Genomic DNA, 15,912 nt, shown 5'->3' on the forward strand with positions numbered 1-15,912 from the left:
TGCGAATCGTCGATCGACCTCTGCGAATCGTTCATCGGTGCGGGCTTCGAGCCGATCGAACCGCCGATCCACGCGATCGAAACGCTCGTCCGTGCGCCGCTCCCAGCGGGTGAGCATCCATCTCACTCCGCCCAGGATGGCGACTGTGAAGGTGAGGAAGAACGCGGCAAGAGCGACGAGCGCCTGCACGGTAGTGAGATTCACTGGGCGGCCCTTCCTGTTCAGCGGACCCGACGAATGTACGTCACCCATGGGACCGTCTGCCCCGCGCACATGCCGAACCGTGCACAACTTCACCCCGCGCCCCGCCGAGGAGGAGGGGTTCAGAGCCGCAGGACCTCGGTGACGCGGACCACGGCGGTCCCCTCCTCCTCGGAGGCGGCGAGGTCGACCTCGGCGCGGATGCGCCAATCGTGGTCGCCGGCAGGGTCGTCGATCGTCTGCTCGACACGCCAGAGCCCCTCGGCCGCGGCAGACTCGTCGATGGCGACGTACGCGGACGACCGCGACGCCCCGCCCGTGCCGATCGTGTCGTGTTCGTCGAAGTAGGAGTCCAGAGCCGCCGGCCAATCGGCGTCGGGGTCCAGTTCGACGAGGTCATCGTCGCGCTGCAGCGCGGCCAGTTGAACGCGCCGGAACATCTCGTTGCGCACGAGCACGACGAACGCGCGGTGATTCGTCAGGATCGACGGCGGCGCCGGCGGGACCACGGGCGCGGAGGGGTCGTCGGCCGGGTTGATCAACTGCTCCCACTCGTCAACGAGGCTCGAGTCCACCTGGCGCACGAGCTCGCCGAGCCAGGCGATGAGGTCGAGGAGGTCGGGGGTCTGCGCGTCGACCGGCACGGTCTGCCGGATCGCCCGGTAGGCGTCGCTGAGATAGCGCAGAACCAGCCCCTCGCTGCGGGCGAGCTGATACAGCGACACGTACTCGCCGAACGAACACGCGCGCTCGAACATGTCGCGCACGACCGACTTCGGCGACAGCTCGAAGTCGCGGATCCACGGCTGACTCGACGCGAACACCTCGTACGCCTGCGCGAGCAGTTCGTCGAGGGGCTTCGGCCACGTGATCTGCTCGAGCAGCTCCATGCGCTCGTCGTACTCGATGCCCTCGCGCTTCATCGCGGCCACGGCCTCGCCGCGGGCGCGGAACTGCTGCTGGGACAGCACGGGGCGCGGGTCGTCGAGCGTCGCCTCGATGACGCTGACGACATCGAGCGCGTAGTGCCCGGTGCCGACCGACGACGCCGGGGGCGCGGCATCCGGTCCTCTGCCGAGCTCGACCTCGGGGTCGAGCATCTCGATCGCGGCGAGCGCGAACGGCGACAGCGGCTGGTTGAGGGCGAAGTTCGGCTGCAGGTCGACGGTCAGCCGGATGCCACCCTCCCCCGCCTCGACTACTCCGGCCTGCACCAGCGTGCGGAAGATCGCGATCGCCCGGCGCGCCAGCTCGTACTGACGGGCGCGGGATTCGTGGTTGTCGAACACCAGCAAGCGGACGTTGCCGAACACGTCGCCCCCGCGGGCGATCACGTTGATGAGCATCGCGGCGGTGAGCTTCATCTGCGGCTGCAGCGGTTCGGGTTCGGCGGCGACGAGACGGTCGTAGCTCTGCTCCGTCCAATTGACGAAGCCCTGCGGCGCCTTCTTGCGCACGATCTTCTTCTGCTTCTTGAGATCGTCGCCGGCCTTGAGGATCTGCGCGGCGTTCTCGATCTCGTGGTCGGGCGCCATGACGACGACGGTGCCCGCGGTGTCGTACCCGGCGCGGCCGGCGCGACCGGCGATCTGGTGGAACTCGCGTGCCGAGAGTTGGCGCATGCGCTGTCCGTCGTACTTCGTCAGGGCCGTCATGAGGACCGTGCGGATCGGCACGTTGATCCCCACGCCGAGCGTGTCGGTGCCGCAGATCACTCGCAGGAGTCCGCGCTGCGCGAGCGTCTCGACGAGCCGCCGATAGCGCGGCAGCATGCCGGCGTGGTGCACGCCGATCCCCGCGCGGACATACCGCGACAGCGTCTTGCCGAACCCGGTGGTGAAGCGGAAGCCGCCGATCGCCTCGGCGATCTCGTCGCGCTGCTCCCGCCCGATGATGCGGATCGACGACAGCGCCTGGGCGCGCTCCATCGCCGCGGCCTGCGAGAAGTGCACGACGTAGATCGGCGCCTGGCGGGTGTCGAGCAGTTCCTGCACGGTCTCATGCACGGGCGTGCGGGCGTACTCGAAGTGCAGCGGGACGGGTCGCTCGACGCCGGTGACCCGCGCTGTGGGGCGGCCCGTCCGACGCGAGAGGTCGTCCGCGATCTCGGTGACGTCGCCGAGCGTCGCCGACATGAGGATGAACTGCGCCCGCGTGAGCAGCAGCAGCGGCACCTGCCACGCCCAGCCGCGGTCGGACTCGCCGTAGTAGTGGAACTCGTCCATCACGACCTGGTCGACCGCCGCATCCGGTCCCTGCCGGAGGGCGAGGTTCGCAAGGATCTCGGCCGTGCAGCAGATGATCGGGGCGTCGGCGTTCACCGACGAATCGCCCGTGACCATCCCGACGTTCTCGGCGCCGAAGATGTCGACGAGCGCGAAGAACTTCTCACTCACCAGCGCTTTGATGGGGGCCGTGTAGTAGCTGCGGCCGCCCCGGGAGAGGGATGCCGCGTGCGCGGCGACGGCGACGAGCGACTTGCCCGTACCGGTCGGGGTCGACAGGATCACGTTCGCCCCCGACACGATCTCGATGATCGCCTCGTCCTGGGCCGGGTAAAGGGTGAGCCCGCGGCCGCTCGCCCACTCGACGAACCCGAGGTAGGCGGCATCCGGGTCGCTGCCTGCGGGCACGTGGTCGAGGAGCGAAGTCACTGCTCCACCCTCTCATCCGCTGAGCGGCAGCCCGGCCGACCGGGTCATTCCGCGTCGGAGAAAACCCCCACCCGTTCCCCGTCGCGGACGAACTGGACGGAGCTGCCCACGGGGAACCGTTGCCGGAAGCCGTCCGGAAGCTCCGGGGTCACGACGAACTCGACCGTCGCCGGGAACGCTCCGGCACCGCAGGCGCCGTAGCGGAAGCCGCCCCGGAACGAATTGTCGTCGCCCATCCCCGCCACGTCGGCGGTATCGACGAGGAGCAGGCACTCGGCCGTGTTCCCGGTGGAGTCGATCTGGGTGGAACCGGCGTAGGCGGTCAGGCCGTAGTAATCGGCGAACGCGAGGATTCCCGTGGAATCGAACCCCATCGTGGTGACGGCCTCGGTCTCGGCGGCGGGGTCGGGCTGCAGGGTGCCCACCTGCGCGATACCCGCGGTGCGGGCGACGGGGGCGAATGTCGTCGCCGCGATCGAGGCGGCGCTGGTCACCGCGGCCACGGCGGCGAGCGAGGCGGCCCAGAGCCACAGCGTGCGGAGGCGACGCACGACCGGGGGACGCGCCGGTGGCTCCTCCGACTCGCTCTCGTCGCCGTCGGCCGCTACCTCTTCGAGCACCGGCAGCGGGTCCTCCGCCACGGGGATCTGCGCGGAGTCCGCCCGGTGGCGGCGCTCGATGTCCTCGAGGTGCTGCAGCCGCGCCGCGGCGTCGGGATCGTCGGCGAGATCGGCCTCCGGACCGTAGGCCCGCGCGCGCAGCCGCTCCAACTCGCCCCGCAGCTCGGCATCCATGCCCTGAATCGTCCCACAGGCTCGATGAGGCGGGGCCGCTTCTTCCATTCGGGGGAATAGATCACAGGATGCCGCGTTGCACCTGTCATGCGCTCCTTCGGCACCCTCTCCTTCGGGCACTACGGCCCCCTCGGCGGCGGCCATCACCTCTCCGCCGGCGATTCGATGCTGCAGGCGATCGACCTCGCCCAGGGCATGGACGACCTCGGCGTGAACGGCATCTCGTTCCGCGTGCACCACTTCGCCCGGCAGCAGGCGGCTCCCATGCCGCTGCTCGCGGCGATCGCGGCGCGCACCTCGCGGATCGAGGTCGGTACCGGCGTCATCGACATGCGGTACGAGAACCCGCTCATGCTCGCCGAGGAGGCGGCATCCGTCGACCTCATCAGCGGCAACCGGCTCGCCCTCGGCGTGAGCCGTGGGTCACCCGAGACCGTCGTGCGCGGCTACGAGGCGTTCGGATACACGGGGTCGGAGGATCCCCGCGGGGCCGACATCGCCCGTGAGCACTTCGACCTGTTCCTCCGGGCGATCGATGGAGAGGGTCTCGCCGAGCGCGACTCGATGAGCCCGTTCGGCGGGGGGACCGGGATGCAGCGGATCGAGCCGCACTCCCCCGGTCTGCGGAAGCGGATCTGGTGGGGAGCCGGCACGACCGGCACCGCCGAGTGGGCCGGACGCATCGGGGTCAACCTCATGTCGTCGACCCTGCTCACCGAGGCCGACGGCACCCCGTTCGACATCCTGCAGGCGCGGCAGCTCGATGCCTTCCGCGCGGCGTGGAAGGACGCGGGTCACCCGGGCGAGCCGCGCACGTCGGTCAGCCGTAGCATCTTCCCGATCGTGAGCGAAGAGGACCACCTGTACTTCAGCGGCTCCGCCGGTTCCGACCAGATCGGCGTCATCGACGGCATGCGTTCGACCTTCGGGAAGACCTACGCCGCCGAGCCCGACGTGCTCGTGGAGCAGCTGCAGAACGACGCCGCCGTCATGAGCGCCGACACGCTGCTGCTGACGATCCCGTCGCAGATGGGCGTGGAGTTCAACCTCCGGCTCGTTGAGAACTTCGCCACGCACGTGGCGCCGGCACTGGGCTGGCAGTCGACACTCGCGACGGTCTGAGCACACGAACGACAGAACCCCGGATGCCAGGCATCCGGGGTTCTCTCGTTCGTGCGGGCGCTCAGCCCCCGAGGAGACCGGGCCGCTCGAGGGGAGCCGGATCAGGGTGGATCGAGCGGAAAGCCGCGAGGTCGCGGACGTTCTTCTGGACCGCGACCACCGCGAAGAGACTCATCGCGAAGCCGATGCCGTAGAACCCCTTCTCCGACAGGAGCAGGTCGGCGTTCCACAGGCCGATCGACATGAGGGTCAGTGCGGCGAGCAGCATGGCCCAGGCGACGCCGAGATACGCCCCCGTCACGGGAACGTCCTCCGCGCGATCGCGGACGGCCTTCTGGACGGAGATGGCGGCGAAGAGGCCGAGGAGGAAGACGGTGAGGAAGTACCCCTTCTCCGCGAGAAGCATCTCGGCATTCGCCAGGCCGATGAAGTAGACCGAGGCTCCGAGCCCCAGTGCCACCCACGAGGCCCCGACGAAGGCCGCTGTCGGCCGTCCGATCTCGAGGTGCGTCTGCTGATCCATCATCGGGTCCAACCTTCCTCTCGGGCCTCGCGATGAGGCATATGCGTTCCGAGGAAGGTAGCGCTACCCGTATGCGGCGAGCGCCATACGGGGGTGCATGGGCCGGACACCGGCCGGGTGGGCGGTCCGTTCCATACCCGTTCTGGACGCTCGACTCAAGGGCGCGCAGAAAGACGCGGCAAAGGCATAACGTCTCGGAGGCGCCCCACCAGCAGGGGCGCTGCGCCAACCCGGCACCGCAGCAACAAGGAGTACACCATGCTTTGGACGATCCTCGGCCTCATCATCGTCGGCCTCATCGCCGGCTTCATCGCACGCGCCGTCATCCCCGGCAAGCAGAGCATGAGCATCCTCATGACCATCGTGCTCGGAATCGTCGGCTCGTTCGTCGGCGGCTTCCTCGGCTTCCTCATCTTCGGCAGCGACCCCATGGGCGGCTTCCTCCAGCCCTCGGGCATCATCGGCTCGATCATCGGCGCGATCATCGTGCTCGGCATCTACGTGTTCGCGACGCGCGGCCGCAGCGCCCGCACGCGCTGACACGCACCCCACGACGCCCCCGCGGCGCTCGGCTCCGGCCAGCGGCGCGGGGGCGCTGTCGTCTCCGGGGCGCGCTACGTTCGGCATATGCCCGCGCACGACTCGCCGCCAGCCGACGCCGTCTCCACCCTCGCCGACCGTGTCGGGTGGAGGGCATCCGGGTCGTCCCGCTTTCTTCTCGGCATCGCGGGAAGCCCCGGCAGCGGCAAGACGACGCTGGCCGCGGCGCTCGTCGCCGAGCTGAATGCTCAACGCCCGGGCGAAGCGGTGGCCCTGCCGATGGACGGGTTCCACCTCGCGAACCGCACCCTCGACCGGCTCGGCCGACGAGATCGCAAGGGCGCGATCGACACGTTCGACGGGTGGGGCTTCCTCGCTCTGCTGCAGCGTGTCCACGCTGAGACCGATCACACCGTGTTCGCGCCGAGCTTCCGGCGCGAGGTCGACGAGGGTGTCGCCGGTGAGATCGCGATCGATCCGGAGGCACGCGTCGTCGTCGTGGAGGGCAACTACCTGCTCGTCGACGACGGACCCTGGGCGCGCGTGCGCGACGCGCTCGACGAGGCATGGTTCTGCGAAACACCGGATGCCATTCGAGAGGCGCGGCTCGTCGAAAGGCATACGCACCACGGCCGTACCGCCGAGGCGGCGACCGCGTGGGCGCGCGAGGTCGACGGCGCCAACGCGGCGCTGATCGAGGCCACGCGCGGGCGGGCCGATCTCGTGGTTTCGGGGGAGACGGGTCGCGTTCTCACCTGAGAGGCATTGCGCCTCCGATAGTTGACATCCTCGGCTCCACCTCCTAGGTTCATTACTCAAGTAACGAACCCAAGGAGTCCGATGCTCGAAGACGGAAAGCCGATCTTCATCCAGATCGCGGAATCCATCGCCGACGGGGTACTGGCCGGCAGCTACCGCGAAGGCACACAGGTGCCGTCGACGAACGAACTGGCGGCGTTCCACCGCATCAACCCCGCCACCGTCGGCAAGGGTCTCGGACTCCTCGTCGACCGCGGCATCCTGCACAAACGGCGCGGACTCGGCATGTTCGTCAGCGAGGGCGCCCGCCAGCGGCTCCTCGGTGAACGCTCGACGGCGTTCCGCGCCGGTTTCGTCGCACCGTTGCTCGCCGAGGCTCGCTCGCTCGGCCTCGATCTCACCGACATCCACCGCATCATCGATCAGGAAGGTGCATCCTCATGACGCAGCCCGCCGTCCGCCTGTCGGAGGTGTCGCGGCGCTTCCGGCGCACGCAGGCCCTCGACGACCTCACTCTCGACATCCCCACGAACGCGATCACCGGGCTCCTCGGACGCAACGGCGCTGGAAAGACGACTCTCATGTCGATCATCGCCGGCCACGACCGCCCCTCGACGGGGTCGGTCGAGGTCTTCGGTGTCGACCCGTTCGAGGATGCCCCGACGATGTCATCGATCAGTTTCGTCCGCGACAACCAGCGCTATCCCGAGGACTTCACGCTGCGGCAGGTGCTCGAGGTCGCTCCCCTGTTCCACGCCGGTTGGAGCACCGACATCGCCGAACACCTGGTCCACGGCTTCCGCCTCCCCCGCAAGACCGCGATCAAGAAGCTCTCCCGCGGCCAGGCGTCGTCGCTGGGGATCGTGCTCGGTCTCGCCTCCCGCGCTCCGTTGACGATCTTCGACGAGCCCTATCTCGGGCTGGATGCCACGGCCCGCCGATTCTTCTACGACACCCTCATGCAGGACTATCTGGATCATCCGCGCACGATCCTCGTCTCCACGCATCTCATCGACGAGATGGAGCCACTGCTGGAGCACGTCGTGATCGTTGACGGGGGGCACCTGATCCGCACCGCTGCTGCGGACGAACTGCGCGGCAGTGCCGTCACGGTCAGCGGCGTGACCGCCGCCGTCGAGGATGTCGCCGCGCAACGCCCGGTGCTGCAGCGGCGAACGATCGGCGGCCTCACCTCCGTCGTCCTCGAAACGGCCGCCGACGACGAGCTCCGCACCGAAGCCGCCCGCTCCGGTGTCCAGCTCACCCCCGCCACCCTGCAAGACCTCGTCGCCGCGTACGGCGTCGAGTCCGAGTCCCTGGAAGGAACGCGCGCATGACCACCCTCACCGCCGTCGCTCGCCGCGGCGCGTCGCCGCTCGATGTCCTCCGTCTGCACTTCTCGCAACGCGGCCTGCTCCTGCGAACTCCGCCCCTGATCATGCTCGTCGTCTTCGCGCTGACCGTCGTCTTCGCCGTCATCTTCTTTCGGATGGGCTCGGTGCCCGGCAGCAGCGAATGGGTCCAGAACAGCAGAAGCAACGCCGCTGTCTTCTGGGCCCTCCCAGGATTCTTCGGCTGGCTCGGCGTGCAGACCGTCTCGTTGACCTTCCCTCTCGCGCTGTCCCTCGGAACGTCCCGCAGGACGTTCGTGGTCGGCACGGTCCTGACTCACGTCGCGATCTCCCTCTATGTCACGGCGATGCTGCTCGTCCTCCTGGGCATCGAGTTGGCGACGGGACACTGGTTCTTCCACATCTATATGACGGACGTCTGGATCCTCGGCGCCGGTGACCCTTTCCAGCTCGCCGCGACATCGTTCCTCGCGACGCTGATGGTCCTTTCCGTCGGAGGGGCGTTCGCCGCCGCCTGGGTGCGGTTCGGGGCGCTCGGGCCGACGGCCCTGGCTGCGGCACTGGTCCTGGTGCTGGGGATCGTCGCGATCCTCCTCATCCCGCTCGCGGCCGCCTTCCAGCCCTGGTGGGTCGCGCTGGCCGCAGGGATCGCCATCGTCCTCGCGGTCCTCGGTCAGTACATGCTGCTGCGACGCGCGACGGTGCGCTGACCCCGGACGCGTCCCCGGTGCCGCAGCCCTCAGCGCGGCGGCGGCGCCGGCATCGTGCCGTCGAGCGTCCAGCCGTTCTCATCGACGGCGCCCGCGCCCGGGCGTTCCCGGTCACGGCGGCCGGCCTCGGCATCCGCGTACAGCAGCTTGACGAGACCGCGCTGGCGCCACATGTGCTCGCGCGTGAAGGCGTCCTCGAACATCACGAACGCACCCCCGCCCGTGCGACGCCGGAGCTCGACGAGCCAGTCGACGTACGCCGGATCGGCGCGGGATGCCGAGGGAAAAGAGCGCGCGAGATCGATGAGCCGGTCGGCGATGGCATCCACGGTCCAGTCGGTTCGACCGTCGCCGAAGAGGTCCCATCCGCCGGCGCTGGAGTAGGCGACGAGGGCGTTCTGCTCGTCATCCCCACCGGGGTCCGGCACGGTCACGCGACACCGCCAGTGACCGGTGGCGTAGAAGTTGGCGACCATCCGGATGCCGTCGAGCCCGCGCTCGTGTGCGTCGGCGACGGCCGCGACGAAGGCGAACTCCGGTCCGGTCTCACTCATGGGCAGGCCTTTCGACGGGGATGCCTCCACGGTAGGCGATGCCCTGTGGATAGTCCCGGCGCGATGTCGGAGGTTCGTGGCAGCATGTGTGCATGTCAGATCGACCGCCCGTCTTCGACGATCGGGAGGATGCCGTCCTCACCGACGCCGTCGCCGCGCTCATCGAGGGCGAGCGGGCGCTGGCCGAACTCGAGGCGACCCGCATGGTGCACTTCGCGGTGGCGATGCGGGTCGCGCTCGGACGCTCGCAGCACCGCCCGCTGGAGGTGCAGGAACGCGAGATGGCGCTGCGCTCGATCGCGGCCGAGATCGGAGTGGCGCTCCGCTGGAACGACCGCACCGTCCAGCGCCGCCTCGGCGAAGCGCTGCAGATCGTCGACGACTTCCCGTCGACGCTGCAGGCGCTCGCCAATGGACGGATCAGCGCGCGGCATGCCGCCGTCATCCGCGACGCGGGCGTCGAGCTCGACGACCCGGTCACACGGGGAGCATTCGAGTCTCGCGTGATCGAGCGCGCAGCGACCGACACCGTGGCGGGCACTCGCGCGTTCGCCCGCGCTCTCGTCGAAGAGCTTCATCCGGTTTCGATCAGCGAGCGGTTCGCCCACGCCGAGCAGCAGCGCCGTGTCTGGATCGACGACGACGTCGACGGCATGGCACGGCTCGGCGTCCTCGACGGAGCGGCGAAGATCCGCGCGATGTACGACCGCCTCACGCGGCAGGCGCGGGCGATCCGCGCGGTCCCGCGGCCCGAGAGCACGGGCGACGACCCGGATGCCGTGGACGACCGCCGCACCATCGACAAGGTGCGCGCGGATCTCCTCTGCGACCTCGTGCTCACAGGGCAGCCCGCGGTCGATCCCACCATCGAGACGCTCCCGGGCGGCCTCGGGGCGATTCGCGCGCACGTCTCGGTCGTCGTCCCCGCTCTCACCGCCGCCGGGGCGAGCGATCGCGGAGCCTCGATCGACGGGCTGAGCCCGATCGACGCCGACACCGCGCGCTGCCTCCTCGCCGGGTCGCCGGCGTGGGATCGGATCGTCACGCACCCCCTCACGGGTACGGTGCTCGCGGTCGACCGCTACCGTCCTTCCCCCGCGATCCAGCGGTTCGTCCGGGCACGCGACGTGCACTGCCGGTTCCCCGGGTGCCGGCGACCCGCGCGTGCCTGCGAGATCGATCACAGCGAGGAGCACGCCCGGGGCGGACCGCCCGCACGAACCTCGCTTGTCTGTGCACCCGGCATCACACGCTCAAGACCGAGACACCGTGGACCGCTCGACAGCGGCCGGACGGCAGCCTCGAATGGACGAGTCCCCTCGGGCGCAGTGTCACCGACCGTCCGGAACGGTACGTCGCGTTCGTGCCCGAGCCGGATCCGCCGCCGTTCTGATCGTCGATCTTCGCCGGATCCCGGGTTCAGCGCCCGTTGCGGTCCGCGGCCGAGCGCGGCGGGGCCGATGCGACCTCGAGCCTGTCGAGGCCGCGCAGCGATGTCCAGATCAGCTCCTCGCCCTTCGCGGCGTGCTGCGACGCCCGCACGGCGCGCTCATCGGCCCAGGAGTTCAGAACGTGCCCGCTGTGCCCCCGCACGTGCTCGAGCACCACGTCGGGGAGGCCGGCCGCACGGCGCGCGTCCCGGGCGGCGATGAGGGCCTCGAGGATTCCACGATTGGCGACCGGCTTCTTGGCCGAGGTGACCCACCCGCGTCGGCGATGGCCGTCCATCCACGACGAGTACGTGTCGATGGCGTACTTCGAATCCGCCTGCACCACGAGCTCGCGCACGTCGGCGTGGTCGGTGATCGCGTGCAGGAGGCCGAGGAGCTCGCCGATGTTGTTCGTGCCCTCCGGGATCGACCCCGCGGCCCAGTGGCCGTCCTCGCCGACCCAGGCCCAGCCGGCGGGCCCCGGGTTCCCCTTGCACGCGCCGTCGGTGGCGACGACGTAGCGGTCGGAGGACGCGGGCGCGGAGGGATCGCTCATCCCTCTAGTCTCCCCGACCGCGCACCCTCCGACCGTCGCGGTGACTCAGGCGTTGCTGTCGGCCTTCTTCGCCCCGGCCTCGAGGACGTCTCCGGCGGGGAGCTCCTGGTGCCCGCCGAACTGCAGGCGCATGGCCGACAGCACCTGATTGGCGAAGTGGTCTTCGCCGCGCGACGCGAACCGCTCGAACAGCGACGACGCCAGCACGGGTACCGGAACGCCGGTGTCGACCGCGGCCTTCACGGTCCAACGTCCCTCGCCGGAGTCCGAGACGCGGCCCGCCAGTCCGTCGAGCGTCGGGTTCTGCGCGAGCGCGGCGGCAGTGAGATCCAGGAGCCACGACGAGATGACCGACCCGCGCCGCCACAGCTCGGAGACCTTGGCGGTGTCGATGTCGAACTGGTAGAACTCCGGCTCCTCCAGCGGGGCGACCTCGGCCGAGTGCTCCCCCTGACGCAGGCCCGCGTCGGCGTTGTTGAGGACGTTGAGGCCCTCGGCGAGCGCGGCCATGATGCCGTACTCGATGCCGTTGTGGACCATCTTCACGAAGTGCCCCGCACCCGACGGCCCGCAGTGCAGGTAGCCGCGCTCTTCGGGCGTGTAGTCGCCGGTGCGACCGGGCGTGCGCTCGACCTCGCCGGGGCCGGGGGCGATCGTGCGCAGCACGGGCTCGAGGTGAGCCACGGCCTCGTCGTGTCCGCCGACCATGAGGCAGTAGCCGCGCTCGAGTCCGAACACGCCACCGCTGGTTCCGATGTCGACGTAGTGGATGCCGGTGTCGTTGAGCTTCGCGGCCCGACGAACGTCGTCGCGGTAGTTGGAGTTGCCGCCGTCGATGATGATGTCGCCGGCGTCGAGCACCTCCGCAACCTGGTCGACCACGGCGCCAGTGAGTCCGGCGGGGATCATGAGCCACACCGCGCGCGGCTTCTCGAGCTGGGATGCGAGGTCGGCGATGCTGGACGCACCGGTCGCCCCTTCAGCGACGAGGGCTGCCACGGCATCCTGGTTCACGTCGTAGACGACGCAGTCGTGGCCGTCCTTCATGAGTCTGCGGACGATGTTGGCGCCCATCCGTCCGAGTCCGACCATGGCGAGTTGCATCCGTACCCCGTTCGTCGTGAATCCGCCGCGATGGGCGGCCCCTCCGAGTCTAGGAGCGCCGCCGCCGGGTACGGCCGGGTCAGCCCTGGAAGTCGTCGGGGTCGACGTCGTCGAGGAACCTGCGGAACTCCTCCACGCGATCATCGTCTCCGCGCGCGTCGAACTCCACCGCGCCCTCCGGCACGCCCGCCGCCGCGAGGACGGCCTCGGCGACCGCGATCGGCGCGTCGGTGCGGGCCGCGAGGGCGATGGCATCCGAGGGGCGCGCGTCGATGGCGAAGGGACCGGTGGGTGTGTTCAGGTGGATCTCGGCGTAGAAGGTCCCCTCGACGAGGCGCGTGATCTCGACCCGATCGACGGACGCCGACAGCCCCCGCAACATCACCACCATGAGATCGTGCGAGAGCGGGCGGGGCGTCACGGCCCCCTCGGTCGCCACGAGGATCGACATCGCTTCCTGCGGGCCGATCCACACGGGGAGGACGGTTCCGCTCGAATCGGCGAGCGGCGCGAGCAGGATCACGTGCTGCTGGGCGGAGTCCAGGGCCACGCCGAGCACGCGAACCGGGACCATGACGCCATCGTACGGCGCGGCCGATCGCGACGCCCGTGTCACCAGCCGTAGGCGTTGAACCACACGCGGCGCTGATCGGCCTCGGCGCGCGTCGGGTCGCCGCGCCACGTGTCGTGCGGGCTCAGCGTCCCGTCGTCCTCGAGCGGAACGAACGCCCAGCAGACCGGGCAGACCGCTCGACCGTCCGGGAACCCGTTCTCGAGCATGGGAGCCGCCTCGGCCGGCGTCCCGGCGCCGCGGCATTCCGGTGGATCGGCCTGCAGGTCGTTCCACAGCATTGAACCGCCGCGGCGATGGTGCAGGCCGCGATGGCCGTTCTCACGCGTGCAGATCTCCCCGTTCCGGCGGCTCAGGCACAGTCGGCGCGCCGCGCCGGGGAGAGCTGCCAGGGGCCGGGTCATCCTTCGATTCTCGCCTCTTCCGCCTGAGCGGGGGCAAGTGCGCGATGCGCACAGGACGGTGAGGTCCGGTGGGAAAGGGTTCGGCGGCCATGGTCACTCGACCCTGCGCCAGGGTCGGCGTGCCACCGAGGGGGTTGACTCTCCTCGGAACGGTGCTAGCGGCCGCAGATATCAGCGGGCGGCGCGACGCAGCACGGTATCGACCGCGGCGTGGAACGTCAGGTGTTGGGCCACCTCGACGGCCCGATCGTACCGGGAGCCACCGAGAGCGACGAACACGGCCCCCACGACCTCGACGTACCCGACGATGCGCCCGTCGCGCGCAACCTCGTACAGGTCGAGGTCGATGCGCGTCCAGGGGATCTCGGTGGTCTGCTGGCGGCCCGGACGATCGACGGGAATGTCCATGACCATGAGAACTCCTTGTATCCAGGGGTGCTCTCAGAGTGCGCTGAAGGAAGCGATGTCGTTGCGGGGTTGACGTGGCGGCCCGCTGAGGTTACGCGGTCAGCCTGCGCTGCGGACGGGCCTCCCCCGGCGCGGGCGGTCGTCGGAGAGGTCGAACGGTGTCGCCTCCCCCGCCAGGCGTTCGACCTCGTCCAGGAAACGCAGTTCGGCCTCGAGGCGCGTTCGTCGTGCGGCGGCGACGACCGCTCGGGTCACGGCGTCCAGCGTGTCGTCGTCCGCCTCGCCGGCGTCGAGGGCGGCACGCACCGCGGCGCGCTGCGCGGCGACGATACCGGCGACGTCGGCCCCGGGGAGGGTGAGGGCGAGGGCGATCCGCAGAGCGACCTCGTCGCGACGCTCGGCGATCGAGGCGGCGCCCAGCCACTCTCGCGCCTCCGCGCTCCCGGCGACGGTCGCACCCCACAGGACACGGCCGTCATCGTCGGTTCCGCGGTGCTCGACGAGGCCATCGCGCTCGAGGCGCTCGAGGGTCGTGTAGACCTGGCCGACGTTGACCGCGACACCGGTGCGCTTGAGGTACTCCGCACGCAGCTGGGATCCGTAGCATTCGCCGCGATCGAGGATCGCTAGCAGGCTGTGGCGCACCGTCATAGGGACCTCCGACCCACCGCGAAATGCTGTTCCGAGTATATCGTTCGACACCGAATGACCCGGATTTCCGCGTCCTGACGCGGGAGTAACCTGTGGTCAGACCACAGAGAAGAACGTTGATCGGAGACATCCGTGGAGTGGCTCGACCCCCTCATCCTCGCGCGGTGGCAGTTCGGGCTGACCACCCTGTACCACTTCCTCTTCGTGCCGCTGACCCTGGGGATGTCGCTCGTCGTGGCGATCTTCCAAACCGTCTGGTACCGCACCGGCGACGTGAAGTGGCTGCACCTGACCCGCTTCTTCGGCAAGATCTTCCTGATCAACTTCGCCATGGGCGTGGTGACCGGGATCGTGCAGGAGTTCCAGTTCGGCATGAACTGGTCGGCCTACTCTCGCTTCGTCGGCGACGTCTTCGGGGCCCCGCTCGCGTTCGAGGGGCTTCTCGCCTTCTTCCTCGAAGCCACCTTCATCGGCCTGTGGATCTTCGGGTGGGACAAACTCCCCCGCCTCGCGCACCTCGCGAGCATCTGGATGGCGACCCTCGGAGCGACGTTCTCGGCCTACTTCATCATCGCCGCGAACGCCTTCATGCAGAACCCCGTCGGCTACCAGATGGCCGCGGACGGCAGTCGCGCCGAACTCGTCGACTTCTGGGGAATGCTCACCAACCCCGTCGCGCTCGCCGCCTTCCCGCACACGATCTTCTCGGGCTGGATGTTCGCCGCGATGGTCGTCGTCGCCGTGTCCGCCTGGCACCTGGCGCGCGGCCGCAACGTGGAACTGATGCGCGCGCCCCTGCGCTTCGGCCTGTGGTCCACCGTGGTGTCGTTCGTGCTCGTGGCCATCGCCGGCGATCAGCTGAGCCTCGTGATGGTGGCGACCCAGCCGATGAAGATGGCGGCGGCCGAAGCGACCTTCAACACCGTGTGCGGAGCGGATGCCTCGTTCTCGATCTTCACGCTCGGAACCCCCGATGGCACGAGCGAGCTGTTCTCGATCCGCGTGCCGTTCCTGCTCAGCATCCTGTCCACGCATTCCCTCGACGGCTGCGTCGAAGGCATCAACGACCTCAACATGATGTACAGCCAGGAGATGTTCCCGCAGTTCGCCGACCAGGTCGACGGCAACTTCGCCCCGGTGCTGTGGGTCACCTACTGGGCGTTCCGCTGGATGATCGCGCTCGGAGGCCTCGCTGCCCTGGTCAGCGTCGTGGGGCTCTGGGTCACCCGCAAGAACGCGAAGCGCGCCGTCGCCCCCTGGATGTGGCGCGTGGCGATCTGGGCGGCGCCCCTGCCGCTGCTGGGCAGCCTCGTCGGCTGGGTCTTCACCGAGATGGGCCGCCAGCCCTGGATCGTGTTCGGCCTGATGCTCACCGAGGACGGCGTCTCGCCCAGCGTCCCCGGGTGGAGTGTGCTGATCTCGCTCGTGGCCTTCACCGCGATCTACGCCACCCTCGCCGTGGTCGAGTTCGGACTCATCAAGAAGTACGCCCAGAAGGGGCCGGACCCGCTGCCCGACCCGGACGCGCCGCGCGAGCCGGACACCGTCGAGAACACCCCGACGACCGTCTACTAGGAGC

The 15,912-nt window shown here is 69.5% G+C and carries 18 protein-coding genes and 1 pseudogene; 8 read left to right on the plus strand and 11 right to left on the minus strand.

Translation table 11 applies throughout. The annotated features are described in order from the left end of the window. The 3 genes from D8Y23_RS06355 to D8Y23_RS06365 all read right to left on the minus strand — a co-directional run. The coding region (locus D8Y23_RS06355) for a hypothetical protein (RefSeq protein ID WP_205796909.1) at nucleotides 1-204 on the minus strand (204 nt) is incomplete at its 3' end. A gap of 119 nt (nucleotides 205-323) precedes the next feature. Beyond that, the gene (locus tag D8Y23_RS06360) at nucleotides 324-2,855 is read right to left on the minus strand and encodes a DEAD/DEAH box helicase (RefSeq protein ID WP_128217324.1); all 2,532 of its coding nucleotides are present in this window, start codon (nucleotides 2,853-2,855) and stop codon (nucleotides 324-326) included. A 44-nt stretch (nucleotides 2,856-2,899) separates the two neighbouring features. Then, complete coding sequence (locus tag D8Y23_RS06365) at nucleotides 2,900-3,649, minus strand: hypothetical protein (protein ID WP_128217325.1); 750 nt, start codon at nucleotides 3,647-3,649, stop codon at nucleotides 2,900-2,902. Between the two features lie 87 nt (nucleotides 3,650-3,736). Between D8Y23_RS06365 and D8Y23_RS06370 the strand changes: the two genes are divergently transcribed. Next, nucleotides 3,737-4,771, plus strand: a complete 1,035-nt coding sequence (locus D8Y23_RS06370) for an LLM class flavin-dependent oxidoreductase (RefSeq protein WP_128217326.1) — start codon at nucleotides 3,737-3,739, stop codon at nucleotides 4,769-4,771. Between the two features lie 61 nt (nucleotides 4,772-4,832). Here D8Y23_RS06370 and yiaA read toward each other — a convergent pair whose 3' ends face one another. Then, complete coding sequence (yiaA, locus tag D8Y23_RS06375) at nucleotides 4,833-5,297, minus strand: inner membrane protein YiaA (RefSeq protein ID WP_205796912.1); 465 nt, start codon at nucleotides 5,295-5,297, stop codon at nucleotides 4,833-4,835. Nucleotides 5,298-5,552: 255 nt separating this feature from the next. Here yiaA and D8Y23_RS06380 point away from each other — a divergent pair, with 255 nt between their 5' ends. The 5 genes from D8Y23_RS06380 to D8Y23_RS06400 all read left to right on the plus strand — a co-directional run bounded on the left by D8Y23_RS06380 (nucleotide 5,553) and on the right by D8Y23_RS06400 (nucleotide 8,655). Then, nucleotides 5,553-5,834, plus strand: a complete 282-nt coding sequence (locus D8Y23_RS06380) for a GlsB/YeaQ/YmgE family stress response membrane protein (RefSeq protein ID WP_128217327.1) — start codon at nucleotides 5,553-5,555, stop codon at nucleotides 5,832-5,834. Between the two features lie 87 nt (nucleotides 5,835-5,921). Then, the gene (locus D8Y23_RS06385; protein WP_128217328.1) at nucleotides 5,922-6,593 is read left to right on the plus strand and encodes a nucleoside/nucleotide kinase family protein; all 672 of its coding nucleotides are present in this window, start codon (nucleotides 5,922-5,924) and stop codon (nucleotides 6,591-6,593) included. Between the two features lie 81 nt (nucleotides 6,594-6,674). After that, nucleotides 6,675-7,037 (plus strand): GntR family transcriptional regulator, encoded by a 363-nt coding sequence (locus tag D8Y23_RS06390; RefSeq protein WP_128217329.1) that lies wholly within the window; start codon nucleotides 6,675-6,677, stop codon nucleotides 7,035-7,037. Beyond that, nucleotides 7,034-7,930: an ABC transporter ATP-binding protein gene (locus tag D8Y23_RS06395; RefSeq protein ID WP_128217330.1), complete on the plus strand. Its 897-nt coding sequence runs from the start codon at nucleotides 7,034-7,036 to the stop codon at nucleotides 7,928-7,930. The genes D8Y23_RS06390 and D8Y23_RS06395 overlap by 4 nt, the downstream gene beginning before the upstream one ends. Next, nucleotides 7,927-8,655, plus strand: coding sequence for a hypothetical protein (locus tag D8Y23_RS06400; RefSeq protein WP_128217331.1), 729 nt, complete (start codon nucleotides 7,927-7,929; stop codon nucleotides 8,653-8,655). Before D8Y23_RS06395 ends, D8Y23_RS06400 begins: the two co-directional genes overlap by 4 nt. Before the next feature lie 29 nt (nucleotides 8,656-8,684). On the opposite strand, the gene D8Y23_RS06405 is transcribed toward D8Y23_RS06400, so the two are convergent. Continuing rightward, nucleotides 8,685-9,209 (minus strand): hypothetical protein, encoded by a 525-nt coding sequence (locus tag D8Y23_RS06405; protein WP_128217332.1) that lies wholly within the window; start codon nucleotides 9,207-9,209, stop codon nucleotides 8,685-8,687. 224 nt (nucleotides 9,210-9,433) lie between these two features. Between D8Y23_RS06405 and D8Y23_RS17300 the strand changes: the two are divergent. Then, a pseudogene (locus D8Y23_RS17300) lies at nucleotides 9,434-10,276 on the plus strand (DUF222 domain-containing protein); the annotation flags it as partial. Nucleotides 10,277-10,628: 352 nt separating this feature from the next. On the opposite strand, the gene D8Y23_RS06415 reads toward D8Y23_RS17300, so the two are convergent. The 6 genes from D8Y23_RS06415 to D8Y23_RS06440 form a co-directional block, all read right to left on the minus strand. After that, a complete protein-coding gene (locus D8Y23_RS06415; RefSeq protein ID WP_128217334.1) occupies nucleotides 10,629-11,195 on the minus strand; it encodes a ribonuclease H family protein in 567 nt (188 codons plus the stop codon). A gap of 45 nt (nucleotides 11,196-11,240) precedes the next feature. Beyond that, a complete protein-coding gene (gene gnd / locus D8Y23_RS06420; protein WP_128217335.1) occupies nucleotides 11,241-12,299 on the minus strand; it encodes a phosphogluconate dehydrogenase (NAD(+)-dependent, decarboxylating) in 1,059 nt (352 codons plus the stop codon). Nucleotides 12,300-12,378: 79 nt separating this feature from the next. Next, nucleotides 12,379-12,873, minus strand: a complete 495-nt coding sequence (locus D8Y23_RS06425) for a bifunctional nuclease family protein (protein WP_128217336.1) — start codon at nucleotides 12,871-12,873, stop codon at nucleotides 12,379-12,381. Nucleotides 12,874-12,911: 38 nt separating this feature from the next. Continuing rightward, the gene (locus tag D8Y23_RS06430; protein ID WP_240663816.1) at nucleotides 12,912-13,274 is read right to left on the minus strand and encodes a hypothetical protein; all 363 of its coding nucleotides are present in this window, start codon (nucleotides 13,272-13,274) and stop codon (nucleotides 12,912-12,914) included. Between the two features lie 171 nt (nucleotides 13,275-13,445). Further along, nucleotides 13,446-13,688, minus strand: coding sequence for a hypothetical protein (locus D8Y23_RS06435; RefSeq protein ID WP_128217337.1), 243 nt, complete (start codon nucleotides 13,686-13,688; stop codon nucleotides 13,446-13,448). Between the two features lie 93 nt (nucleotides 13,689-13,781). Continuing rightward, on the minus strand, nucleotides 13,782-14,333 hold the full coding sequence (locus D8Y23_RS06440; protein ID WP_128217338.1) for a PadR family transcriptional regulator: 552 nt from the start codon (nucleotides 14,331-14,333) through the stop codon (nucleotides 13,782-13,784). 132 nt (nucleotides 14,334-14,465) lie between these two features. Between D8Y23_RS06440 and D8Y23_RS06445 the strand changes: the two genes are divergently transcribed. Further along, nucleotides 14,466-15,908 carry a cytochrome ubiquinol oxidase subunit I gene (locus D8Y23_RS06445; RefSeq protein WP_128217339.1) on the plus strand — a complete coding sequence of 481 codons (1,443 nt, stop codon included), beginning with the start codon at nucleotides 14,466-14,468 and terminating at the stop codon, nucleotides 15,906-15,908. Nucleotides 15,909-15,912: the final 4 nt, after the last annotated feature.

The organism is Microbacterium enclense (genome assembly GCF_004022425.1).
Lineage (GTDB): Bacteria > Actinomycetota > Actinomycetes > Actinomycetales > Microbacteriaceae > Microbacterium > Microbacterium enclense_A.